General features: G+C 41.4%; 22 protein-coding genes. 7 read left to right on the top strand and 15 right to left on the bottom strand.

Annotated elements, in window-relative coordinates:
- Positions 1-539 precede the first annotated feature (539 nt).
- Positions 540-1,154, bottom strand: coding sequence for an NUDIX hydrolase (locus MKX47_RS01175; protein WP_340770232.1), 615 nt, complete (start codon positions 1,152-1,154; stop codon positions 540-542).
- A 368-nt stretch (positions 1,155-1,522) separates the two neighbouring features.
- On the opposite strand from MKX47_RS01175, the gene MKX47_RS01170 reads away from it, so the two are divergent.
- Genes MKX47_RS01170 through MKX47_RS01160 form a run of 3 tightly spaced genes read left to right on the top strand, consistent with a single transcriptional unit; the run spans position 1,523 to position 4,025 of the window.
- Complete coding sequence (locus MKX47_RS01170) at positions 1,523-2,503, top strand: ABC transporter substrate-binding protein (RefSeq protein WP_340770230.1); 981 nt, start codon at positions 1,523-1,525, stop codon at positions 2,501-2,503.
- The gene (locus MKX47_RS01165) at positions 2,504-3,244 is read left to right on the top strand and encodes an ABC transporter ATP-binding protein (RefSeq protein ID WP_340770228.1); all 741 of its coding nucleotides are present in this window, start codon (positions 2,504-2,506) and stop codon (positions 3,242-3,244) included.
- Entirely contained in the window at positions 3,234-4,025 is a 792-nt protein-coding gene (locus MKX47_RS01160; RefSeq protein ID WP_340770226.1) for an ABC transporter permease, read from the top strand. Before MKX47_RS01165 ends, MKX47_RS01160 begins: the two co-directional genes overlap by 11 nt.
- Before the next feature lie 34 nt (positions 4,026-4,059).
- On the opposite strand, the gene MKX47_RS01155 is transcribed toward MKX47_RS01160, so the two are convergent.
- From MKX47_RS01155 to MKX47_RS01130, 6 genes are all read right to left on the bottom strand, one after another.
- Positions 4,060-5,238, bottom strand: a complete 1,179-nt coding sequence (locus tag MKX47_RS01155; protein WP_340770224.1) for a hypothetical protein — start codon at positions 5,236-5,238, stop codon at positions 4,060-4,062.
- A complete protein-coding gene (locus tag MKX47_RS01150) occupies positions 5,225-5,734 on the bottom strand; it encodes a sigma-70 family RNA polymerase sigma factor (RefSeq protein WP_340770222.1) in 510 nt (169 codons plus the stop codon). The genes MKX47_RS01155 and MKX47_RS01150 overlap by 14 nt, the downstream gene beginning before the upstream one ends.
- 103 nt (positions 5,735-5,837) lie before the next feature.
- Complete coding sequence (locus tag MKX47_RS01145; protein WP_340770218.1) at positions 5,838-6,977, bottom strand: DUF418 domain-containing protein; 1,140 nt, start codon at positions 6,975-6,977, stop codon at positions 5,838-5,840.
- A 67-nt stretch (positions 6,978-7,044) separates the two neighbouring features.
- The gene (gene dacB / locus MKX47_RS01140) at positions 7,045-8,439 is read right to left on the bottom strand and encodes a D-alanyl-D-alanine carboxypeptidase/D-alanyl-D-alanine endopeptidase (RefSeq protein WP_340770216.1); all 1,395 of its coding nucleotides are present in this window, start codon (positions 8,437-8,439) and stop codon (positions 7,045-7,047) included.
- Positions 8,440-8,690: 251 nt separating this feature from the next.
- On the bottom strand, positions 8,691-10,739 hold the full coding sequence (locus MKX47_RS01135) for a HAMP domain-containing sensor histidine kinase (protein ID WP_340770214.1): 2,049 nt from the start codon (positions 10,737-10,739) through the stop codon (positions 8,691-8,693).
- Positions 10,726-11,412, bottom strand: coding sequence for a response regulator transcription factor (locus tag MKX47_RS01130; protein ID WP_340770211.1), 687 nt, complete (start codon positions 11,410-11,412; stop codon positions 10,726-10,728). The genes MKX47_RS01135 and MKX47_RS01130 overlap by 14 nt, the downstream gene beginning before the upstream one ends.
- 241 nt (positions 11,413-11,653) lie before the next feature.
- Here MKX47_RS01130 and MKX47_RS01125 point away from each other — a divergent pair, with 241 nt between their 5' ends.
- A complete protein-coding gene (locus tag MKX47_RS01125; RefSeq protein ID WP_340770208.1) occupies positions 11,654-12,328 on the top strand; it encodes a hypothetical protein in 675 nt (224 codons plus the stop codon).
- Positions 12,329-12,343: 15 nt separating this feature from the next.
- A complete protein-coding gene (locus tag MKX47_RS01120; protein ID WP_340770206.1) occupies positions 12,344-13,594 on the top strand; it encodes a glutathionylspermidine synthase family protein in 1,251 nt (416 codons plus the stop codon).
- 215 nt (positions 13,595-13,809) lie between these two features.
- Here MKX47_RS01120 and MKX47_RS01115 read toward each other — a convergent pair whose 3' ends face one another.
- Complete coding sequence (locus tag MKX47_RS01115; protein ID WP_340770204.1) at positions 13,810-14,535, bottom strand: 3-ketoacyl-ACP reductase; 726 nt, start codon at positions 14,533-14,535, stop codon at positions 13,810-13,812.
- A 266-nt stretch (positions 14,536-14,801) separates the two neighbouring features.
- Between MKX47_RS01115 and MKX47_RS01110 the strand changes: the two genes are divergently transcribed.
- Positions 14,802-15,971: an endonuclease Q family protein gene (locus MKX47_RS01110; RefSeq protein ID WP_340770202.1), complete on the top strand. Its 1,170-nt coding sequence runs from the start codon at positions 14,802-14,804 to the stop codon at positions 15,969-15,971.
- 227 nt (positions 15,972-16,198) lie between these two features.
- On the opposite strand, the gene MKX47_RS01105 is transcribed toward MKX47_RS01110, so the two are convergent.
- Complete coding sequence (locus MKX47_RS01105; RefSeq protein ID WP_340777677.1) at positions 16,199-17,083, bottom strand: IS3 family transposase; 885 nt, start codon at positions 17,081-17,083, stop codon at positions 16,199-16,201.
- Between the two features lie 11 nt (positions 17,084-17,094).
- Positions 17,095-17,388, bottom strand: a complete 294-nt coding sequence (locus MKX47_RS01100; RefSeq protein WP_340770128.1) for a transposase — start codon at positions 17,386-17,388, stop codon at positions 17,095-17,097.
- A 279-nt stretch (positions 17,389-17,667) separates the two neighbouring features.
- Here MKX47_RS01100 and MKX47_RS01095 point away from each other — a divergent pair, with 279 nt between their 5' ends.
- The gene (locus tag MKX47_RS01095) at positions 17,668-19,113 is read left to right on the top strand and encodes a tryptophanase (RefSeq protein ID WP_340770198.1); all 1,446 of its coding nucleotides are present in this window, start codon (positions 17,668-17,670) and stop codon (positions 19,111-19,113) included.
- 156 nt (positions 19,114-19,269) lie between these two features.
- On the opposite strand, the gene MKX47_RS01090 is transcribed toward MKX47_RS01095, so the two are convergent.
- The 5 genes from MKX47_RS01090 to MKX47_RS01070 form a co-directional block, all read right to left on the bottom strand.
- Positions 19,270-20,049 carry an ATP-binding cassette domain-containing protein gene (locus MKX47_RS01090; protein ID WP_340770197.1) on the bottom strand — a complete coding sequence of 260 codons (780 nt, stop codon included), beginning with the start codon at positions 20,047-20,049 and terminating at the stop codon, positions 19,270-19,272.
- Between the two features lie 14 nt (positions 20,050-20,063).
- A complete protein-coding gene (locus tag MKX47_RS01085) occupies positions 20,064-20,819 on the bottom strand; it encodes an ABC transporter permease subunit (protein WP_340770195.1) in 756 nt (251 codons plus the stop codon).
- Between the two features lie 61 nt (positions 20,820-20,880).
- Positions 20,881-21,858 carry an aliphatic sulfonate ABC transporter substrate-binding protein gene (locus tag MKX47_RS01080; protein ID WP_340770192.1) on the bottom strand — a complete coding sequence of 326 codons (978 nt, stop codon included), beginning with the start codon at positions 21,856-21,858 and terminating at the stop codon, positions 20,881-20,883.
- Positions 21,859-21,873: 15 nt separating this feature from the next.
- Entirely contained in the window at positions 21,874-22,680 is an 807-nt protein-coding gene (locus tag MKX47_RS01075; protein WP_340770190.1) for a VOC family protein, read from the bottom strand.
- A gap of 3 nt (positions 22,681-22,683) precedes the next feature.
- A complete protein-coding gene (locus tag MKX47_RS01070) occupies positions 22,684-23,865 on the bottom strand; it encodes a M20 metallopeptidase family protein (RefSeq protein WP_340770188.1) in 1,182 nt (393 codons plus the stop codon).
- Between the last annotated feature and the right edge of the window lie 46 nt (positions 23,866-23,911).

The raw sequence follows: 23,911 nt of genomic DNA, 5'->3' as shown, positions 1-23,911 counted from the left end.
ACTCACATTAAGCAAATTTACTAATAATAATTGGAATAAGTACAGTGTGCTTTCTTATTGGCGGGCTACGGCATGACCGCGTTAGAGCCATGTGGTACATGTCTCTACCACTGTCACTAATGCCGCATGCAAGGCCCGCCAAACTAAAATGTTGCGTTTAAATAAAATTAAAAACGCTCAATGCTGCCGCTAGCGCTATCGCGAGGCGGCGGTATTGGCTAAAATATGGTGCTGTTTCAATTGTGTAACTTTGTCCAAAAGTTAGCTCTTCGAATAAAATTACCTACTATGATTGTGTTATGGTAAAACCTTTTTTAGACTAAAGTTGATCTTGTTAATATTATTACGTTTGATTCACTATAATCTTTTCAAAACCATTGCAATAAAACCAAATTGTAGCTTTATAACATATTAGCGCAGCAGCAGTACGGATTTTAGTAGAAAAACGCACTTAATTCCAAATTTTGCGTTAAAAATATTCTTTTTAAGTAAATAAATTATAAAAAGGAATGCATCCTCATTAAGGTGCATTCCTTTTCTTATTTCATTTTCTCGATAAAATGCTTTAATAGTCTTGCCGTTAAGCCCCAAATCGTATACTTTCCGTACTCGTAAAACCATTCTTCCATACGACTGTCGCGCCATTGATAGTTTTCCCCGTTGGCAATTTTATCGTACGGGAAATCAGCAGGTGGCTTTGGCTCCACTGGTACATAATGAACATAGGGCTCATGCGTCATTAGCCAGTTAAGTGGCACCATAAAGAGCTCCTCTACTTCATCACGATTATAATGATTTATTTCGGTTTCCTTGATAATGCCAATAAACGGATACACAACAAAAGAAGGCGAGGTAACAAACGGGCTTAAATGGCCCATTAACTGAATTGATTGCGGATCAATGCCTAGCTCCTCATGGGTTTCACGCAGGGCTGCCGCTAATGGTGACGCGTCAGTTTCATCAATTTTGCCTCCTGGAAAGCTAATATCCCCTGGTTGTTTGCGCATCGTGAATGCACGCACCTCAAAGAGCACATGCCATTCCCCATCCTTTTCGACAAGCGGAATGAGTACTGCCGAACGAAAGGCTGTTTCTTCTCCTAAAAACAGTGGCTGCGGCTTTTGCAGCTGTCCCTTCAACTTTTCTAAAAACATAAACTTTCCCTCACTTTAAGACAATTACTCTCTTTATCGTACCATGAATCCCGTGATTTTCGTGAAATATTGAATGATTCATCAATTACGCCTCGGCGTAATTGCGTCCAGATTTTTTTCAAGCTCGCTTGAAAAACTCCCCTAAAAAATCTGTGACATCCGCCGGGAGCTAACTTGATTCAGCTGTGTTTTGAACCCCTTCTGAATATAAATAGTATTGTTGACATTCACCCCCACTTATAAAAGTACGAGACTTTTATACCTATCGTTTCGAATTCGATACAAAAAGAATTTGCTGAAGCAAGTTAACACCTCTCTGCCTAATTTCGCATATGCTACATACAATTCAACAAGAAAAGGATGACGATATGAAATGGTTGCGCTTAGCTTTCCTTAGCGGGCTTCTATTAGTAGTATTAGCCGGCTGCGGAGAGAAAGAATTACAAACGGTAAAGGTCGGCGAAGTAACACGCTCCATTTTTTATGCGCCTCTTTATGCCGCCATTGAGCAAGGTTATTTTGAAAAGCACGGTCTTCAAATCGAGCTGACGACCATTCCTGGTGGCGATAAAACGATGACGGCCTTATTATCTGACGGCATCGATATTGCCTTAATCGGTGCAGAAACGTCGATTTATGTAGACGGTCAGCATCCAAATGATCCGATTGTTAACTTCGCTCAGCTTACTCAAACAGATGGCACGTTTTTAGTCGCACGCGCGCAAAACGGTGATTTTTCATGGGAAAATTTAAAGGGTAGCACTTTTTTAGGGCAGCGCGTTGGGGGCATGCCGCAAATGGCTGGGGAATTTGTCTTAAAGAAAAACGGCATCAACCCACAGCAGGATTTAACGCTAATTCAGAATATTGATTTTGCTAATATTGCGAATGCCTTTGCCTCTGGAACAGGTGACTACGTACAGCTATTCGAGCCAACTGCAAGCATTTTTGAACAAGAAGGAATTGGGCAAATTGTTGCTTCATTCGGTGAGGAGCTTGGCGCGATTCCGTATACCGGCTTTATGACGAAGGACAGTACGTTACAGGCAGATGAATTTATTACGAGCTTTACAAAGGCTGTTTACGATGCACAAAAGTGGGTGTATGAAGCGCCTGCTAAGGACGTCGCACAAGCCATTTCTCCGTATTTTGAAGACACGGAGCTTGCGCTAATCGAGCAAGTGGTTGAACGCTACCGTGCACAAAAATCCTATGCTGAAAATCCTGTCATTGATGAAGATGAATTCCAAAATTTACTCGACGTGATGACAGAGGCGGGTACATTAGATCATGAAGTACAATACGGTAAGCTTGTGAATCGCTCAATTGCCGATGCGGTTGTGAAGTAAATGACCTTTTTACAAATAAACGAGATGTCCCATCATTTTTTCTCGGAAGAAGCCGTTACAACCGCGCTACGTGATATTCACCTCACCTTGCTGGAAGGCGAATTCGTGTCATTTTTAGGTCCAAGTGGCTGCGGAAAATCCACGCTACTGTCGATTATTGCGGGCTTACTGGAACCAACGGAAGGGGCGCTTCATTTTGAACGCACCCCCGAAATTGGCTATATGCTACAGCAGGATTTTTTATTTCCATGGAAAACAATTGAGGACAATGTAGCACTGGGGCTGACGATCTTAAAACGCCAGCCCTCCACCATTGTCGATGATTTACTAGATAGCTTCGAGCTCAGCCATACAAAAAAACTCTATCCGACTCAACTATCTGGTGGAATGCGTCAACGAATTGCGCTTGCTCGAACACTCGCAGTCAATCCCTCGCTACTGCTGCTCGACGAACCGTTTTCGGCACTCGATTTCCGTTCTAAATTAATGCTTGAAAACTTTGTTGCGAAAACCTTACAACATTTTAAAACGACGACGATTTTAGTCACGCATGATATTAGTGAGGCCATTGCGATGAGCGATAAAATTTTTCTGTTTAGTCCGCGTCCAGGCATGATTACGCAGTGCTTCATCGTTCCTGAAGCCATTCGGATGTTAGAGCCGTTTGAAGCCCGGAATGCGCCACAATTTCAGCCGTTATTTCAGGCCATTTGGAAGGAGCTTGAGCGCAATGATTATTGAACAACTACAGCAGCAATACCAAAGCGCTCGTCGCCGCCACAAACGTAAAATTTTGCTCTTCCAAGTGCTGCTACTTATTGGCATCTTGCTCTTTTGGCAGTTGGCAACACAGTTCCGCTTACTGGACCCGCTCATTTTTAGTAGCCCGCAAGCTGTTGCTACCCTATTTATGACGAAGCTTACAGATGGCTCACTTTTACCGCATGTTGGCATCACCTTATTAGAAACGGTCATTGGCTTTTTGCTTGGTACGCTTTTTGGGACATTGCTGGCGATTTTCCTCTGGGCATCCAAATCAGCGGCTGCCGTGCTCGATCCTTATTTAGTGGTGCTCAATGCGATGCCAAAAGTGGCAATTGGGCCGATGATTCTCGTCGTCTTTGGTCCGAATATGCTTGCGGTCATCGTCATGGGTGTCCTAATTTCTGTTATTATTTCGACGATTGTCATTTTCTCAGCCTTCTTACAGGTCAATGAAAACTATCTCAAGGTCATGCAACTGTTTCATGCAACGAAATACGAAACGTTTCGCCATGTTGTACTTCCGGCTTCGATGCCGACGATTATTTCAACATTGAAGGTCAATGTGGGGCTGTCATGGGTTGGGGTCATTGTTGGGGAGTTTTTAGTGTCATCCAAAGGCTTAGGCTATTTAATTATTTCCGGGTTCCAGGTGTTTAATTTTACACTCGTGTTTTTAGCGCTTGTGATGATTGTTGTGCTTGCGACGTTGATGTATAAAGCCGTGGAGCTAGTCGAGCGGAGGATTTTGGGGAAATGATAAACCGCACTTCCTAATGAAAGTGCGGTTTTTATTAATGTATGCGTTGTCCTTTTTCATCAAAAAATAAAAAACTATATTCCGATAGTTCCTGTGGTTTTTTGTAAAAAATGATTGTTGGCTCATTAGGTGTAATGTCGATGCTCTGTTCATAGCCAGCTTCACTTTGCACCTGTATTTTTGCTATATCATGCCCCTGCGTAAAGCCATGCGTGCTAATCAGCTGGGTAGGTTCATCCACCGTATCAATTGCTATATCATGGAAAACATTTTCCGTATGCCACATCAGCGTTTCTCTTACATATTGCCCTTTTTTAAATGAAAATGTTGCCAGCACCTTCATATCCTCATATGCCACAAGTGCCGAACGCGTCCCGTGGATTGTGGCAGCATATTGTAAAACAGGCTCACCACTTACCTTCACATCCATATCCTTTAAGCCATTTTCAATTACTTCAATTAAGGTATACTCATCATAGGCCGCTACATCCTGATAGCTTTTTCCGAATGGTTGGTAAGCAACTACTACTGCAAGAAAAATGCAGCACGCCATAATGATCCAATTCTTCCCTCGCGCAAGCTTCACAAGCGCGAATAGCAGCAATGCTAAAACGACAACATAATTTATCCACGCCTTGTTATCATAGCTATACAGATTTCTTTGATGTTTCTTTTCATCCGCAATTGTCTTGTACGGCATCGTTACTTGTGGCTTTAATTCGTCAATGACTTTTGGCGCAAGTATGGCAAGCTCCTCGATTGTTGAAACAGGCTTTAATGAATCGGCAGTAACCCCCTGCCAGCTCGCCTCCTGAATATAGTGCAAGAGCTCACTCACAACTTGACGGTCAGATAATGCGAGCTTAGAATCCTCATAAAACATGCGACTATTTTTTTCTAACGCAAGGCGCATTAAATACGCATCCCCATTATAAAAATCCGATGCTTCCCGGGCAATTTCGTTGTTAACAAATTGAATAATAGCGTCATCTACAGAACCAAGTGGAGCTGTTGTGCTTAACGTAGGTTCAGCTTTCTGGTCGTTTGTTGTCACAACTAAAAATAACGCTATCGCTGCGACACATACCGCGACGAATTTCGGTAACCACATCTTTCTTTTTGGCTGTTTGTGCTGTAAAATTTCTTGCTTTTTTTGTGCAGATAACGTTTTTGATTCCAATTCATTCTTTAATACTTGCTTAATTGAATTCATCAAACAGCTCCCCTTTCTGTATCTTGGTACCAAGCTGTTGCCGCCCTCGTCTTAGCCGCGTTTTTACCGTATTTTCTGACAATTTTAAAATAGCTGCTATTTGCGCAGTTGTAAGTTCGAAATAATGATACAACACAATAATTTCCCGATATTTAACAGGAAGCGCAGCGATTTTTTCATACAAAAAAGCCGACAATTCCTTTTGCTCCACTTGCTGTATAACATGGTCCTTTGCAACAAGACGCTGGCTAAGCTGTAACAATTGTGTTTGTCGGTAACGCCAGCTCACTAAATAGGTTTTGCAGCGATTGACCGCAATGCGATATAAATAGGTTTTGATATCCGCATCATTTCGAAAATCAGCCGCATAAAAGCGCAAAAAAGTTTCTTGCGTTAAGTCCTCCGCCAATTGCCAATCCTTAGTATAGGTAAAGCAAAGTCGCACGATATAATCGCCGTATGTATGGACAATTTGTTCAAATGTAGGTGAATCCATCGTAGTCACCCTCCTTATTACCCGTTAGACCTCGGTATTTTAAAAATAGTTTCATCCAAATGAAAAAGTTTGCCTTAAAAAATAAGGCAAACTTCCATTGTAATTATTTTGCTTTCCCTAAATACACAAACTTACGCAGCAACCATTCCACGGGGCCAAGTGAAAAACGCTGTCTATACAAACGAGACCCAACAAGCTGCAGACCGTAAATGACTAGCGCCAATACGAGCCCTAATGCTACACCTAGCTTGCCAAAATACCCGAAGCCATAGCCGTAAAAAATCGTTGTACAAATAATCGATTGCAGTAAATAATTGGACAATGACAAGCGCCCAACACTCGCAAAGTTATGCATCAGCGGATGATTCTTTAGCTTAATAAATAATAAGGTAAATAAGGCAATATAGCCGATTGCCAGCGCATACGTACCAATACTATAAACAAATGTGCCGAGCGGATGCTCCCAAACAAGAAACGCCTTACATACTAATCCGACTGGTACAAGCCATGCAACACGTTTCAAAGTGCGCTGCTTTTGCTCAATGTCATTAAATAAACCCACCTTTGCAGCCGCCATCCCAAGTAGAATAAAGGAACCAACCGCGAAAAAGGCCATCACGGCAATGAAAATAAAGCCAATCGCCAAAGCCACTAACCAAAACATAAGGCCAAATGTTTCATCCGTAATACCGATGCGATACTGTATCACTTCTAAATATGTGCCACTGGAGAAAATAGCGGCAGCCTTATCTGTTTCTTCCGCTAATAACGCCATAAAATTTTCTTTAAAAAACATCACTGGTAGCGTAATTCCCGCTAAAATCCCCGACCAAATCAGCCATGTTTTGACCTGACGTTTTAGGAAAAATAAAAGAATGAACAGAAGTGCCGCGCCATATGTAAGTAAAATATCGCCATCCCAAACCAATGCGATATGCAACGCTCCTAAAATAATAAGTCCGATTGCCCGACGCCAAAGCGGTCCTCTTGCACTAAGCTCACGTTTTTCCAGTGAACGGACAAATAAAATAATGCCATAACCAAATAAAAAGCCAAAAATCGGATAAACGGACGCCTCTACCGCAATTTTAGTGAAATAAAAGGCAGCCTGATCCCACCAAGTAGATGGCGCAATTTCCTCTTTTGTTATTGTGCCATATTGAAAATACAGCATATTGGCAATTAAAATGCCAAGTAATGAAAAGCCTCGTAAGCTATCTATTACATCTATTCGTTTCTTCATCGTACACCTCCAATATTTGTATACGGAGAACGGTGCGATAAAGTTTCAGAATAATTAGATTGAAATATTATATTGCGCTTACTATTGCCTTTAGCCCTGCGTCCAAAAATGGAATGCCGTCTTCACGACCCTCTAGCATAATCGAGAAAATATAATCCTTCCCACTGGCGCCTATCGCGTAACCTGACAAACAATTGACTTCATGGATATAGCCTGTTTTCGCAAAAATCTTACCTGCCAATTCCGGCTCTAAAAAGCGCTCTTTCAATGTTCCTCCAATTGTACGATCCTCGTTGCCCCCCACTGGCAAGGAGTCAAAGAACACCTCAAAATAAGGCTCGTTTTGTAGCGCAAATAATAGCTGGGAAATACCATTTGCATGTAAACTAATCCCATGAGAAAGTCCCGAGCCATCAACAAACTGCCATGTCGCAAAGTCAATTTTTTTACGCGCTAAATAGTCCTTCACAACACGTAGCCCCGATTCATAATCGCCAACACCGTGCTGCAATTTCCCTAGCGTTTTGACGAAAATATCCGCAATACTATTGTTGCTCAGCTTCATAAAAATCGAAAACAGCTCGGCAACAGTACGTGATTGGTGAGTGTAAAGAAGCTGCGCGTTTTCAGGTACTTCTCCAACTGCAATAGGCTGTGCTTTTATGAACTGAATGCCCTTTTGCTCGCATACCATTTTGAAAAATTCAAGTGTGTTGCGTGTTGGATGCTGCAATGACACCCACACCTTTGCACTTTCACCGAGTGGTAGCGCACCAGTGATGACAATTTGATTGGTTCCATTTAACCGGCGAATTTCCAATGTGTTCTCCTCGCCACCTGCTACCGTTGTCGCTTCATTTGTAATTTCATGGCCGCTTAAATGGGGCATGACTGTAAAAATTGGCGGCTCTCCAACTTGCTGCGGCTCGGCTGTCACAACAATCGTGCTTGCATCAAAATCATCGGTTGGTGACATCGTAATCGGTGAAATGCGCGCACCATAATAATGCGTCTCCCCTTCGTCATCCACACCCGGTGGTAATGTATCACCTGTAAAATAAGTGTCGTCTCCTATTAAATAGCCATTGATTGCTGTGATGCCCTTTTGCACTAATTGATCGGCAAAATGCTGCAGTGTCGCTTCATTAATCGTTGGATCCCCATAGCCCTTTACATACAGATTACCGTTTAGTATGTCGTCTTCTATTTCCCCCTCGCAATACAGCTCCGTTTGAAAGCGATAATCTAAGCCAAGCTCCTCTAATGCCACTGCCCCTGTAATAATTTTCATGTTTGAGGCTGGGCGCATTAAATGCTCACCGCGATAGCTATACAAGAGTTCCCCTGTTTGGCGGTCGCGTAATGTAAATGTTGCCTTGTCCTTCCCTAAATGCTGTTCCACCGCTTGATTAAGTGCCGCTACTGCTTGTGCGGATAATGTTGTTGCTTGCATTTTCTCCATCTGCCTGAATCCCCTTTGAAGTATTTTGAATTTACTGTAAATTTATTGTAGCAGAAAAAGAATTTGGGTGTCATATGGTTTATTTGATTATGGAGTATTCGGAGTCGGCTCGGGTTAATTGGAAATCCGAAAATATTTTTGAAATACCACACATATTTCCTGAAAACCGCACGCAACTCTCGAACTACCACATCCATCGATAAAAAAAGATGCCCTCGAATTAGTTCTCGGACATCTTCTTCACTGCACTATTATTCAGTTGGAAATTTTGGTAGGACAATGATGGCTTTGAATAAATCACCGTCTACTTGAACGATGAACTTTCCGCGCTGGATATTGATGAGACTTTCGGCAATCGACAGTCCTAATCCGCTACCTTGGCTCGTTCGCGATTCATCCCCGCGCGTAAAGCGTTCCATTAGTTCATCAGCAGAAATATTTAGCTCAAACGCTGAAATGTTTTTAAAGGTCACGCTTATCTCGTTTCCTAAATCTTGTACATCAATGTAGACCCTTGATGCAGGCTGTGCGTATTTAAAGATATTGGAGAATAGATTTTCGATGCCGCGCCAGAGCAGCTTTCCATCTGCCTTCATATAAACCTTTTCTGTCGGGTAGGCTAACTTGAAATCTAAGGCAGACGCTTCAATCTGTTCATCCATTTCGCCGATGCCCTGCGTTAATAGGGACACGATGTCAATTTTCTCTAGCTGCATCGGCATACTTCCGCTTGATGCTTTGGCTGCCTCAAATAAATCATCGGTTAAATGCTTTAAGCGTTCCGATTTTTGGTCGAGCACGTCGATATATTCGGCTATTTTTTCGGGATCCGTTTCGGTTTTTAATAAATCGACATACGTAATAATCGACGTTAACGGTGTTCTGATATCATGCGAAACATTGGTGATGAGCTCTGTTTTTAAGCGCTCACTCTTAATCTCACTATCAACTGACTTTCTTAGCCCATCGGTAATTTGGTTGATGCTCGTCGCGAGTTGGCTAAGCTCACCCTTGCCCTCTACTTCTATATGATGCTGAAGATCACCATTTTTAATTTGCTCGACGCCCTCTTTCAGGCGTTTGAATGACTTTGCCTTTTTGAGCGCAAGCCACGCGACAACACCAATCGTAATTGGGAACATGAAAAATGTTGCGGCTACTAATGCCGGATAGCCGATGACAACTAGCAATGTTTTCACACCGATGCTGCCACTATTAAAGATATTTTTCAGCGCAAGAAACACCTTTTTCAGCAACTGATAGATGAGTGTATGCGAAAGAATTGTTCGATTTTTGCAATGCTTCACAAGCGATAAAATGAGCAGTAATGCAATACTAAAAATAGGGATTGTTAGAAGCAGATATGCATCACGGAACACTTCCACCAGCATAACAACCCACCAAGTTGGTAAAGAAACAGCGATGATTATATTGAGATCATTATATAGTTTGTCAATGACGTGGAAATGCATTTCTTTATCATTAAAGGATGTTCTGCCGATCACGATTACTAAATAAATAAATGTAATAATAAAGCCTGCTAAAAATACAAAGAATTCATTCAACAAATCTTTGGCGGCTGCTTTATCCGCTTCCCACTCCTGCGTTTTTTGCTGTAAGAAGGCTGGTTCAAATGCCACGTAAATGACATCTGTTTGTGGATTCATTTCTTCCACTACGTAGGACAGATTATCTAACATTCTACTATTTTTCATTTCTACTGGGTGCAGCATTTGCTCATAATCTACAAATAGCATATAGGCTTTGTAGGTTTCAAATTGCGCCTTTGTATTGAACTCGCTATTGGCGAATTTTTGCTCCCCATTACTCGCATAATAAATGATTCCTTTTTTTGCTTTTAAATCTGCGAGGATTTGATAATAGCTTTTGACTTGCTCATTCATTCTTTTTTCTTTTTCACGCTTTAAGTACGCTGCATATTTCTCTTGATACATTCGATTGGATTCGGCTTCACTTAAATTCGAATCCTGTTCGTATGGAGCGAAACTATAGGAAAACGTTTCTTCCATATATTCTAGGTCGTCTGCTGTTAATGCCTTACCACTTAAAATATATTCTTCACTTTTGTAGTGCGTGATCAAATCTGCTAAAGGTGCAATAATACCGTAGCTTTCATTCGCAAATGATTGGCTTTCATAATAATTTTCTTCATTAATGGCACTCAGATGAATCGATTTTACTTCCATGTCGACCACTGCCTTCACTGCCCCCGTAATACAAACAACGGCAAGTAGGAACACAATCACCTTCGTAATCCTTCCATGACTAATATTTCTCAATTTTATACCCCACTCCCCAAACCACTTTTAAATACTTTGGCTCTTTCGGATTGATTTCAATTTTTTCGCGAATCTTTCGGATATGAACCGCCACTGTATTTTCTGGACTAACAGCACGTTCATTCCAAACCTTTTCATAAATTTCTTCAATGGTGAATACTTTCCCGGCATTTGCTGTCAGCAGCTTCACAATTTTATACTGCACTGGTGTTAAATGAACCGCTTCATTATCGACTGTAATGATTTTCCGCTCATCATCTATGACAAGCCCGCCTGATTGGCATACAGCATTGTTCACTTCAAGACTGCCGAAAGTGGTATAGCGTCTAAGCTGTGATTTCACTCGTGCCATTAGCTCTAACGGATTAAACGGCTTGGCCAAATAGTCATCCGCGCCGATATTTAACCCAAGAATTTTATCATGATCCTCTGATTTGGCTGAAAGCATGATAAGCGGAATCATATGCTCCTGCCGAATTTTCATCGTCGCCGTAATCCCATCCATTTTCGGCATCATAATATCCATAATAATGAGGTGTATCACATGGTCTTGAATGAGCGCGATTGCCTCTAGCCCATCATAGGCCTTGAACACTTGGTAGCCCTCGTTTTCTAAATAAATACTAATCGCACGTACAATTTCTTTATCATCATCACAAATCAAAATATTCAATGCTCGTCACTTCTCCATTTCTTTCGGCTCATGCCGTTCACCCCTACCTGATTCGTATAAGGATATGATACTAAATAAATCTTAACAAACATGCACATCAATTCTTAAGATTTTCTTAGTGTTTTTTGGGGGATTTTTCGTTAGGGGGTAACCGCTAATAGAAATTGCTTTACTTATTTGAAACCTTCCTAACCAATATCCCGTATAAGTAGTTAACAATATCAAACGGGGAGAGATTTTTATGACAACTTGGAAAAAGATTGCGGCCGTGTCGACAGCTTCTGCGATGACACTTCAATTAACTGCATGCGGCTCAGAACAGGCAACGTATGAGGAAACTGTTGAGGAAATTGTACATACAGACGTAAATTCTACTGAAGCACCAGTTGAGCCAGTTGAATATGAATCGGAAGAAGATTTACAAGCCATTGAGGATTCCGAATTTTATGAGGCCTGTGAGCAATGGGCAGAGCAGGAGGACGGCTCGTATACTTGTGAAGACGAATACTCGAGCTACCACGGCCAACACTTTTTCGGTGGTATGATGTACGCAACAATGGGTGCCATGCTTGCAAGTTCCTACTATCAATCAAAGAAAAGAAAGCAGGATCAATCAAGTAATAGCACAGGTGGTTCTTCTGGTGGAGGCAGTTACGGAACGGGCTCACGCGGGTCTTCTAGTACAACAAATAGCGCAACGACTTCACCAACAGCTCCAACTACGAATACAAATACAAATACAAATACAAATACAAATACAAATACAAATACAAATACAAATACAAATACAAATACAAATACAACCGATAGTAACCAACACAGCAATAAGCCATCCAACGGCTCCACGAATTATAGCAGCGGGAAATCTGGCTTTAGCTCAGGTGGTGCCTCTCGTGGTGGTTCTTCATCATCGTAAGGGGGATTTTTTCATATGAAGCCAGATTATAGCAAGCGCGAAGCCTTTTACGCGCCTTATAAAGACCGCTTTTTTGCTGACTTTGTTGATCTTGAATATGCCCTTTACGATGTGATGGTGCTACCGGAAAAAAAAATCGAAGAAATTCGCTTTGCCTCACATATGCTGTGGGGCATTTTCTGTAAAGTTGCGCGCGTGTTGCCTACGCTTTCAAAGGAGCAGTTGTTGGCACTTGGGCTACGTGAGGAAATGCTGGAATATCTACAGCTGGATTATTTAAACCAAATGGCCGTACTGGCTCGATTTGATTTTATTTGTACAGAAGATGGGCGTATTAAATGCATTGAACTCAACGGCGATACCCCCTTTTTAGTGCAGGAAACCTTTGAGATGAACGAGAAGTTGTGCGCGGAGTTTGGCGTCAAAAATCCCAATAATACGCAGCAATTTATCAAAGGCATGTCACAGGCATTATTCCAGGCGATGCATTATTTGAATAAAACAACAACACCAAAAGTAGTCATTACCGGCAAGGAAGCAGCCGACGATGTCGAGGAGCATTGCCAGGTGAGATTTATGCAACGTGTGCTCCCTTTCGATGTGGAATATGTGCCGATTAAAGAGCTCATTATTATTAAGGATGGCTTGCAACGAGGGCTTTACACCGCCAATATGGAACGCATCGATATTTTATACCGCCCCGCACATCCGCTTGAATTTTTGCTGGATGATGTTGCCGAAGATGGTGACCGCATTGGGCTTCAGCTATTGGACCTTGTGCGGGATAAAGAGCTTGCCATAATTAATGCGCCGGCTGCTTATTTATTGCAATCGAAAATTTTGTTATGGCTGATTTGGGAACGGCGCAATGATGAAACACTCTTTACGAAGCATGAGCGTGGGGCGATTAAGCGTTATATGCTGCCGACCTTTTTAAGTGATGCTCCGTTTTTAGCTGCGGGGCGTGCTTTCGTGAAAAAGCCCGTATTTTCTCGCGAGGGCAATACCGTCGAAATTTTTGATGCAAAGGGTGATATGCAAATCGCCTCTCCCAACCGGCATTATACGGATAATTTGTACTTGTATCAGGAATTTATTGAAATGCCCGATATTACCATTCGTTTACAGCACGGGGAATATGCGAAAAAATGGCTCATCGGCTCGTTTATCGTAGATGGAAATGCTTGTGGCATCGCATGTCGCGTAGGCAACGCTATTACGGAATGGGATTCGCATTGGCTAGCTGTTGGTAGTGCGTTTAAGTGAAAAGAACACCGTTACACTTTGCGATGTAGCGGTGTTTTTCGTGCAAGTAGGCAAAAATCGGGTAAATATTGAAAGAGACAATTTGAAGTGCTCCATCTAGGGAAATTGAATTTTTCATGCGAAATTTTGAGGGAAAAAAAGTTTTTCAAAGCGCAAAAAACCACCCCCATAGAGCATTTTCTTGGTGAGGGCGGCTTTGCAAAATCAAACCATGATTAGAATGGATTTGTATTCATTAATGTTGCCGTTTTGATATACATACGTTGATTTAATTTCAATTGTGCCACGATGTATTCAGCAATATCTTCTGGGTGCATGTATTGCTCTTTTTTATCGGCTGGCACTAGGTTCATTGCATCTGCTAAGTCAGTCGCTATCGTACTTGGCGCTAATGCCGTTACACGAATATTGTTGCGACGTACTTCTGCTGCTAGTGATTCTGTTAGACCAATCACCCCAAATTTTGATGCGCTATAGGCACTTGATGTTGCTGCGCCATTTAAGCCATTTGTCGATGAAATATTAATGACATCGCCTGCATTTTTTTCAATTAATTGCGGAACAATCGTGTGCGACACATAAAACGTACCCATCACGTTAATATCAACAATTTCTTTAAATTCTGTTGGATCCATATCAACAAGCTTTTCAAATTTCCCCACACCTGCATTGTTGATTAAAATATCCGTTAGCCCTAATTCTTGCTTTAATTTGGCCGCTGCTGCTTGTACTTGCTCTAGATTCGAAACATCGGCAATGGCATAAGCTGCTTTGACACCATGGCTCTCCATTTCCTTCACCACTTGCTGCAGTGCATCCTCAGAGCGTGCAATCACACCAACATTGACACCTTCTTTTGCTAATGCGATGGCTACCGCTTTCCCGATGCCACGTGCTGCACCTGTGACTACGGCTACTTTGCCTTGTAATGATTGACCCATTTCAAATCGACTCCTTTTTAATACTAGTTCAATGAAAGTTTACCATATGCCCTGCCGACTGCGCTGAGATTAGACTTAGCTAATTTTGAATTTGTCTGCTTTCTACATTAGAAATAGCAGTCAGCAAAAAGTAGGAGTACCTATGCGAACCTTTGATTTTTGTGCTCATATGATTTTTGTTCTCGTATTTTTCAATATTGATAACCTACGCAACATGAATTCTCACCATTTAGGGTATCCTTGTATAAAAAAGGATGTGTAAGCAGTTGAAAGAAATTTACGCAGATTTGCATATACATATTGGTCGAACAGAAAAAGGCCGCGCAGTGAAAATTACCGGCAGCAACAACTTAACGCTAACCAATATATTAGAAACCGCTACGTCTAAAAAAGGGCTCGATTTGGTCGGCATTATCGATTGCCATTCCCCTGAAGTCATTCAGGAAATTGAGCAATTAATTCAAACAGGCGCGGCAGCAGAGCTTGATGCAGGTGGCGTACGCTTTCAAAAAACAACGCTTATTTTGGGCTCGGAAATTGAAATTTACGATGCACATTGTCATGGACCAATTCACGTCCTTTGCTATATGCCTACCATTGAAACGATGAAAACCTTTTCCCATTGGATGAGCGCACACATGAAAAATATTCATTTAAGCTCACAGCGCATTTATTGTGAGGGGCGCACCTTACAGCAAAAGGTGAATGAGCTGGGCGGATTATTTATCCCGGCGCATGTATTTACACCGTTTAAAAGCCTATTCGGAAAAGGCGTTCAGAGCAGCTTAAGCGAAGTGTTTGATCCGCAGCTTATTGACGCCATTGAGCTCGGTCTCAGCTCAGATACGTATATGGTAAAGTCCATTTCTGAGTTATTTCCCTATAGCTTTGTCACCAATTCAGATGCCCATTCACTCGGTAAGCTTGCCCGTGAATACCAAAAAATGCACGTAGCTGATGCCAATTTTGAGGAATTGAGAAAGGTACTTCAGCAGCAAGATGGACGAGGCATTGTCGCTAATTATGGATTAAATCCACTTCTCGGTAAATATCATGACACGGTTTGCGCCAATTGCGGGGAAAAGATGATAGAGGAAACCCCAATCCACTGCCCTTTTTGCGGCAAATCGCATTTCATTAAAGGGGTTGCCAAACGAATCTGTGAGCTATCCGACACGGCAGTACAGGAAATCAACAGACCACCTTATATTCATCAGGTGCCGCTCGACTTTATTCCCGGTATTGGTCCCAAAACGATCGAGAAGTTATTAACCGCTTTCGGCACAGAAATGAATATTCTCCACAAGGCGTCCTTAGATGAGCTCAAACAAGTGATTCCTGAGAAACTAGCGCATGCCATCGACTCCGCCAGAAAAGGAACACTCGGCATTACGGTTGGTGGGGGCGGCGTTTATGGGAAGATTCATATAGAGTAGGCCTAGCTTTTATTTGCACGGCTCATCACATGATTAGCCTTAGATGAGCCGCTGCTGTGGTTTTTTATGCTCGAATTCTAGTGAGATATAATCGGTTTTCTAAATTTATTGGTCTTAAGTCAATAAAATGGACATAAAAAATCGAGCGTTTTAGTACTACCGCCCTTCGGTTGGTCTGGTAGTCGTATCGTTAACCTCCAAATTGGAGCTTAACGATACAACTACCTCTAAGCAGATTTTGAGCGGCTAGATGTGTTTTTTGGGTTGTTGATTCGCTCATATTGATTCGGAGACACATATCCCAATGTTGAGTGACGTCTTTTCTTGTTATAAAACTCAATGATATAAGCTTGAACTACTTGTTTGGCCTCGTGTTTTGTTTGGAATCGTTGACGATAAATACATTCTTTTTTGATGGTCGAATGGAATGACTCGATACAGGCATTATCATAAGGATCGCCTTTTTTACTCATGCTTATTTCCATCTGATATTCTTTTAATAGGTTGGTATACGCGTTTGAGCAGTATTGTACCCCTCTATCGGAATGATGAATGCAACCTGCTGGTGGTTTTCTTATTAGTAACGCTTTTTCCAATGCCTCTAAAACCAAGGCTTCTTTCATGTGGTCAGCGATTGCCCAACCAATAATTTTACGTGAGTATAAATCCATAATGCTCGCTAAATAAAGCCATCCCTGCATCGTCCGTATATACGTAATATCCGCCACCCACACTTGATTTGGCTCTTTCACATCGAAGTCACGCTTCACTAAATCAGGATAAATAAAATGGTCGTGATCGGAATTGGTTGTTCGTTGATATTGTTTAGGAATGACAGCACATAAACCGAGCTCTCGCATCAAATTCGCTATTTTCTTTTGAGATAAAACATATCCCCATTCTTGTAAGTCCTTTCGAATACGAGGGCTACCATATGTACCATAGCTTTCATGAAAGGATTGATGTACCTTTTGAGTAATTTCAATTTCTCTCTCTTCACGTTCAGTTAGGGGGGCAGATTGTTTCTGAAGCCAATTATAGTAGCCACTTTTGGAGACACCAAGTACGTTACACATCTTTACAATCGTAAATTCACCTACATGTGCTTGAATAAAGGTATAAATTACGGCTGGTTTTTCGCAAAGATGTGCATCGCCTTTTTTAGGATCGCATTTTCCTCCTCAAGCGCACGCAATTTCTTTTCATAATCATTTTGCATTCGTTTTAACTCTGTCGGTGTGACATACTGAATACCCTCTGTTTCGGCTGCCTTTTGATCACGATATTCTTTTACCCAGCGTCGAATAGAAGATTCTCCAATCCCTAACTCATAGGCTAGTTGAGTGGCTTTTTTCCCTTCTTCCACTACAAGCTTTACGACATACTCTTTGTACTCTGGTGTGGGCCTTTTACTCATTTTGAACACGTCCTTTAATGTATTAGTCTTATCATACATACGCTCGCAATTACGTGTCCATTATTTATACTAACCTCATTATGCTCGGTTTCCCAGGAAATACGCTCGATTCACTAAATTTATCCATACTTTAGCTATTCACAGGACTGCTCAAACGAACAAATCCTTCTTTTTCGGAATATTTAGATTTCTGAATTTTACAACATTAATTTATTTTTTCCTGTAAAATAAAATTTAGTTCATCGAATTAACGCGATAAAGTATCGAAAGGGGATTCCTATGTCAATCAAATTTTACTCTGGTGAAACCATTCCATTAGAGATGCACAAAGTACGTATTATTCAAAAGCTTAATTTACCACCTGTCGAAGCGCGTGTTGAGGCAATGCGTGAGGCGGGTTTCAATACATTCCTACTGAAAAATGAGGATGTGTATATGGATATGCTGACAGATAGCGGTGTGAACGCTATGTCTGACCGTCAGCAGGCTTCTATGCTGGAGGCGGATGATAGCTATGCCGGCTCAGCTACATTTACACGCTTAGAAAATAAGCTCACTGAAATTTTCGGTACGAAATATTTTTTACCGACACACCAAGGTCGTGCTTGTGAAAATATTATTTCGCAAGTATTCGTCAAGCCTGGTACAACGGTTCCTATGAATTATCACTTTACAACATCAAAGGCGCATGTAACACTCAATGGTGGTGTGGTGGAAGAGGTCTTCAAAGAGGAAGCACTTAATTTAAATTCAACTGATTTATTCAAGGGGAATATGGATATTGCGAAGCTAACAGCACTAATCGAGGCGCGCGGTGCTGAAAATATCGCCTTCGTTCGTGTCGAAGCAGGCACAAACTTAATCGGTGGGCAGCCACACTCTGTCGAAAACTTAAAAGAAGTACGTGCAGTTTGCGATACATACAATTTGAAATTAGTGTACGATATTAGTTTATTAGCCGATAATTTACACTTCATCAAAACGCGTGAGGACGCATACAAAGACAAATCCATCCGCGAAATTACACGCGAGCTTGCCGACCAAGCACATATTTTATACTTCTCAGCACGTAAGCTTGGCTTTGCACGTGGTGGCGGAATTATTACGAATAGCGAAGAAGATTATTTAGCGATGCGTGAGTACATCACACTATATGAGGGCTTCTTAACATATGGCGGGATGTCGGTACGTGAGATGGAGGCCATTGCTGTTGGTTTAGATGAAACAATGGACGAGCAATACATTTCACAGGGCCCTGAGTTCATTCAGTTCATGTCCGATGAATTACAGAAAAAAGGAGTTCCTGTCGTGCTACCGGCTGGCGGTCTTGGCTGTCATATTGATGCCTCTAAGTTTTTAGACCATCTGCCACAAACCGATTACCCTGCTGGTGCTCTGGCTGCTGCGATTTATATTGCCAGTGGTGCACGTGGTATGGAACGCGGTACGATGTCGGAACAGCGCGATGAAAATGGCAACGAAACACTTGCACATATGGAATTAGTGCGCATGGCCATGCCGCGCCGTGTCTTCACTTTATCCCAAGTAAAATACGCAGTCGACCGTATTAGCTGGCTCTACGACAACCGCCACTTAATCGGTGGAATGACATTCGTTGAAGAGCCAAAAGTGTTACGCTTCTTCTTTGGTAAATTAGACGCCAAAACAGATTGGCCAGAGCAATTAGCCGCAAAATTCCGCGCTGACTTTGGCGAGAGCTTGTAAGTCGAACACAGAAATTTATACAAAAGCCCTGCGTGAGTAGAAACGTAGGGTTTTGTGTTTTTTGGTAATATCCTAATAACTTATGCACCTGGTCAATAAAAATAAAATCCCTATGCAAAAAGGATGCACCTCAACAAACGAAGTACATCCTTCTCATTAATGATTTATGGCTATCTGCAAATCTTGCTGTTTTGCTTGCTCTACAGCCTCTTCCTCCCCGTGCATTAAGCGATTTAAAATTTTCTCCTCTAATTCAATTAGTACTGGGTTGGTTAATTTACGCGGACGCGGAGCACTTACTTTTTCATCATAAGCAATATGCCCATCCTCAATTAAAATAATGCGATCCGCCAATCGAACGGCTTCCCCTACATCATGCGTAACAAGCAGTGCTGTAAAATTATTTTTTTGAAAAATCATTTCAATTAAATTTTGCATTTCAATACGTGTTAGCGCATCGAGCGCACTTAATGGCTCATCTAGCATTAATAATGATGGCTCATGGATTAATGCACGTGCTAAGGCAACACGCTGCTTTTGCCCACCTGATAACGTAGATGGCCATTCATCCTTTAAATGTAGAAGACCTACTTTATTTAATGCTTCTTCAGCCTTAGCCGTCCAATCGCCCGTTAATCCTAAACCCACATTATCGATGACTTTTTTCCATGGTAATAAACGCGAATCCTGATACATCATTTTGACATTAGCATCGGATTTATTTGCTGACACACCGTCAAATAATAATTCGCCTTCTGTAATTTTCTCTAAACTTGCGATAAGGCGCAGCAGTGTACTTTTACCACTACCACTTTTCCCAATAATCGCTATGAATTCGCCTTTTTCAAAGGTAATGGAAATATCATGTAAAATTTTTTTCGAACCGAATGATTTTTTTAAATGGTTAATATCGATTTGAATGGCTTCATGTTTCACTCAGCAACCCTCCCTTATTTCGTGTAGCTCGCATTCCATTTTAATGCGCGATTTTCACCAATCTGTGCAATTAAATCCGCTACTTTTCCAAGTAATGCATAGATGACAATACTCAAAATAATGACATCCGTTTGCATGAACTCACGCGCATTCGTCGCTAAATAACCTAAGCCTTCATTTGTAGGAATCGTTTCAGCAATAATTAATGTTAACCACATAACGCCTAATGCGTAGCGTAGTCCGACAAAAATCGATGGCAACGCACCTGGTAGTAGCACATCCTTAAATAAACGCCAGCCCTTTAAATTGTACATACGGCCCATTTCAACTAAGTTCGGATCCACATTACGAATGCCGTGGAATGTATTCACATAAATCGGGAATAATACACCTAAAACGACTAAAAAGATTTTTGCATCCTCTCCAATACCAATCCAAACAATTACAAGTGGAATGAGGGCTAAGTGAGGGATATTTCGAATCATTTGAATTGTTGTATCTAAATAAATATATGACTTTTTTGATAAACCATTTAATACACCTAATGCAAAACCGATAGCGCCACCGATAACCATCCCCGTCAACGCACGACCTAAGCTAACACCAATATGGGATAATAAATCACCATTTACAAGTAAGTTCCACCCTGTTTCAACAATCGTCAGCGGTGACGGAAATAATGATGCTGAAATAATTTCTAAGCGAACGATGACTTCCCATACAACGACAAGCAATGCAGGGATAACCCATGGGCGAACATCAAATTTCATAGTCTTAATCCTCCTATATAAAGCAAGCGAGAGCATAACTGCACCCGCTTACCTCACAATCTTATTTAACCCAAACCTTATCTTGAACGTTGACTTCTACTGGAATTAACTTCAAGTCGAAGTATTTATCAGCTTGTTTTTGCTGTGTTTCAATAATTTCTTCTGTAATTTCAGTAGCACCGAATGTACGACGATTAATTTGCTCGCTAATTACTTCTTTTTTAATACCAAGCGCTTCCGTCATAATTCCGATTACTTCTTCGCGATTTTCGTTTGCCCATTTATCCGATTCATCGATCTTTTCTAAAATGAACTCTACTAGCTCTGGATTCTGCTCAACAAATGATTCTGTTGCAAAATAGAATGTACGGTTTGGATAGCCATCAATATCACCATTTACTAATGTAATCGAATCTGTTTCAAGCTCTGCTGATGCAAAGAATGGATCATAAGAAGCTAAAGCGTCAATTTGACCTGTTTCAAATAATGCACGACCTTGTGCTGCGTCCTCTGGGTATACCCACTCTACATCATCCACTGTTAAGCCTACTGATTCTAAAGCAAGTACTGTTGAATAGTGGTGATTCCCACCTTTTAATGCGCCAACTTTTTTCCCTTTTAAATCCTCAAGCTTTGTAATCCCTGAGCTTTTTAAAACAACAATCCCTACACCCTCTGGATTTGGATTATCTGCGCCTACATAATAAAACGGCTTATTTGATGCTTGCGCAAAAATACCAGGGCCATCAGCTGCGTGACCGAAGTGAATTGCACCTGCATAAATCCCTTCCATTAACGTATTACCATGTGTAAATAGCTCCCATTTGACTGATATGCCTTTTTCTTTTGCTGCTTCATCTAAAATGCCTGACTCTTTTAAAATGTGTAATGTATTTCCTTTTTGATACCCGATGTTAATCGTTTTTAATTCTGTACCTTCTGCCTCACCTGTCGCGACCTCTTCTTTATCGCTTGATGAGCAAGCTGTTAACACGGCTAGTAATGCTACTAAACCGAAAACTGATAATAATTTTTTCATCTGATCTCCTCTTCTTTAAACAAAGCGATAAAGTGCATTTGTGATTTTTTCGACCTTTTGTGTTGCGCCTTTAAATTGTAGGGCAAATAATTGCTCGCCACCCGTTGCTAATACATCTGCCACTACACCGTCTCCAAGTGGTTCATATAATACGATGTCGCCACCTTGTAATGTTAAACGTTGTACCTTGGCATTCCAGACTTCATCTTCATAGCTTTCACCTTTTTCAAGCTGCAAAAGCGATGACCATAGTGCTGCGGTTTCTTCAATATTGCGAACAGCAAATGCCGCCCCGTCTACCTGTATATCCCCTAACAAATGTGGTGCGATGACGCCGCGCTCCGTTAAATCCACTCGGCGTTCTGCATCCTTTTCATCCCACTCAATAAAGAATGGTAGGCGTAATCCTTCATTCTCTTTACCAGCAAAAAGTAGCTTCCATGTAACAAGTGTGCCATCTGGACGAGTACGACTAAAATCAGTCGGTCCATGTACTTCAAGTCCCGCTGCTCTAAAGCGCTCTGCTAGCTCCTGTAAATTTTCTGAGCGCAGTGCAATACGCTGTGGACCGGCTTGTAAATGATTTTCTACAAACGTATCACGCAAGCTATACTTAATACTCGCTGCTTCACTCACTAACGCTTCATCAAAAATCCCGATAAGCTCCACATAACTTAAATCAAAATAGCTAAGTGTGTTGTATGTACCTAGCTTTTCATGCTTTCCGCCTTGTACAGCATGTAAGCCTAATTGTTGAAACGCCTCTGCTGCCTTCGTTGGGTCAGGTGTTAAATGAACGAAATGATCAAACTGTAATGCCATGTATTATTTCTCCTCTACAACATAGTGACTAACAATTTTTAAAAACAGGTCGCCGATATTAAGTAGCGCGCGTTCATCAAAATCAAATTTAGGATGATGATGTGGGTATTTCGTTGCTTCGCTATCATTATGAGAGCCTACATAAAAGTAAGCGCCTGGCTTTTTCTCTAAATAATAAGCAAAATCCTCAGCCGTTAAGCTTTGTTGTGCGGTTTCATAAGCATCACTGCCAAAGGACTGCTCTACAATTGATTTCACCACAAGTGTTTCTGCCTCGTGATTAATTAACACCGGATAACCATTTAAATAATTTAATTCATAATCAATATGGCTCGATACTTTTAAGCCGTCTAAAATAGCGCGAATTTCTGTTTCTACTTGTGCACGCGCCTTTGCACTTAGCGTACGCACCGTGCCTTCGATTTCTGCTGTATCCGCAATGACATTAAAAGCATTGCCACTATGGAAGCTCCCTACCGTCACAACCGCTGGATCAATCGGGTCAATGCGACGACTCACAATTTGCTGTAATTGCGTGATTAATTGTGCGCCAATTACGATGGAGTCTTTCGTTTGATGCGGCTGTGCACCGTGTCCACCTTTACCGAAAATTTTAATCGTAAAAGCATCAACTGAACCCTTCGTTGCGCCTACGCGTGATGCATATTTTCCAAGCGCTAAATCTGATGCTAAATGTGCTCCAAAAATGTAATCGACATCATCTAATACGCCCGCTTCAACCATTGCCTTTGCCCCGCCTGGTGGTTTTTCTTCAGCCGGTTGGAAAAGCAACTTTACATCACCTGATAGTAAATGTTTATTTTCCTGTAAAACAGCTGCAACACCTAGTAAGGCTGATGTGTGGCCATCGTGTCCACATGCATGACTGACACCTTCCACCGTTGATTTATATTCAACATCCTTTTCATCTGGAATTGGCAACGCGTCAAAATCAGCACGTAAACAAATTGTTTTAGTAGGATTTAAGGCGCGAATGTACGCCACAACTCCATAACCACCGATATTTTCATAGACTTCAAGACCATATACCTTTAGCTGCTCTGCAATAAAGCGCGAAGTATTTTGCTCTTGAAATGATAGCTCTGGATGCTGATGTAGAAAACGTCTATTTTTTACAATTGTTTCAAATTGTTGCTGTAGGCCATTTTGTAATGCAACACTCAACAAAATAAGTCCCCCTCGTAATGTATAATCCCTATAGATTTAATAT

It is taken from the genome of Solibacillus sp. FSL R7-0668, from assembly GCF_038006205.1.
GTDB lineage: Bacteria > Bacillota > Bacilli > Bacillales_A > Planococcaceae > Solibacillus.
The sequence above is the reverse complement of the archived record's forward strand: the minus strand, read 5'-3'. Positions and strand labels throughout refer to the sequence as shown.

Bases quoted from the DNA above. Each gene is read 5' to 3' on its own strand.
- MKX47_RS01175 (WP_340770232.1), bottom strand. From the start codon at position 1,154: ATGTTTTTAGAAAAGTTGAAGGGACAGCTGCAAAAGCCGCAGCCACTG.
- MKX47_RS01170 (WP_340770230.1), top strand. From the start codon at position 1,523: ATGAAATGGTTGCGCTTAGCTTTCCTTAGCGGGCTTCTATTAGTAGTA.
- MKX47_RS01165 (WP_340770228.1), top strand. From the start codon at position 2,504: ATGACCTTTTTACAAATAAACGAGATGTCCCATCATTTTTTCTCGGAA.
- MKX47_RS01160 (WP_340770226.1), top strand. From the start codon at position 3,234: ATGATTATTGAACAACTACAGCAGCAATACCAAAGCGCTCGTCGCCGC.
- MKX47_RS01155 (WP_340770224.1), bottom strand. From the start codon at position 5,238: ATGAATTCAATTAAGCAAGTATTAAAGAATGAATTGGAATCAAAAACG.
- MKX47_RS01150 (WP_340770222.1), bottom strand. From the start codon at position 5,734: ATGGATTCACCTACATTTGAACAAATTGTCCATACATACGGCGATTAT.
- MKX47_RS01145 (WP_340770218.1), bottom strand. From the start codon at position 6,977: ATGAAGAAACGAATAGATGTAATAGATAGCTTACGAGGCTTTTCATTA.
- dacB (WP_340770216.1), bottom strand. From the start codon at position 8,439: ATGGAGAAAATGCAAGCAACAACATTATCCGCACAAGCAGTAGCGGCA.
- MKX47_RS01125 (WP_340770208.1), top strand. From the start codon at position 11,654: ATGACAACTTGGAAAAAGATTGCGGCCGTGTCGACAGCTTCTGCGATG.
- MKX47_RS01120 (WP_340770206.1), top strand. From the start codon at position 12,344: ATGAAGCCAGATTATAGCAAGCGCGAAGCCTTTTACGCGCCTTATAAA.
- MKX47_RS01115 (WP_340770204.1), bottom strand. From the start codon at position 14,535: ATGGGTCAATCATTACAAGGCAAAGTAGCCGTAGTCACAGGTGCAGCA.
- MKX47_RS01100 (WP_340770128.1), bottom strand. From the start codon at position 17,388: ATGAGTAAAAGGCCCACACCAGAGTACAAAGAGTATGTCGTAAAGCTT.
- MKX47_RS01095 (WP_340770198.1), top strand. From the start codon at position 17,668: ATGTCAATCAAATTTTACTCTGGTGAAACCATTCCATTAGAGATGCAC.
- MKX47_RS01085 (WP_340770195.1), bottom strand. From the start codon at position 20,819: ATGAAATTTGATGTTCGCCCATGGGTTATCCCTGCATTGCTTGTCGTT.
- MKX47_RS01080 (WP_340770192.1), bottom strand. From the start codon at position 21,858: ATGAAAAAATTATTATCAGTTTTCGGTTTAGTAGCATTACTAGCCGTG.
- MKX47_RS01075 (WP_340770190.1), bottom strand. From the start codon at position 22,680: ATGGCATTACAGTTTGATCATTTCGTTCATTTAACACCTGACCCAACG.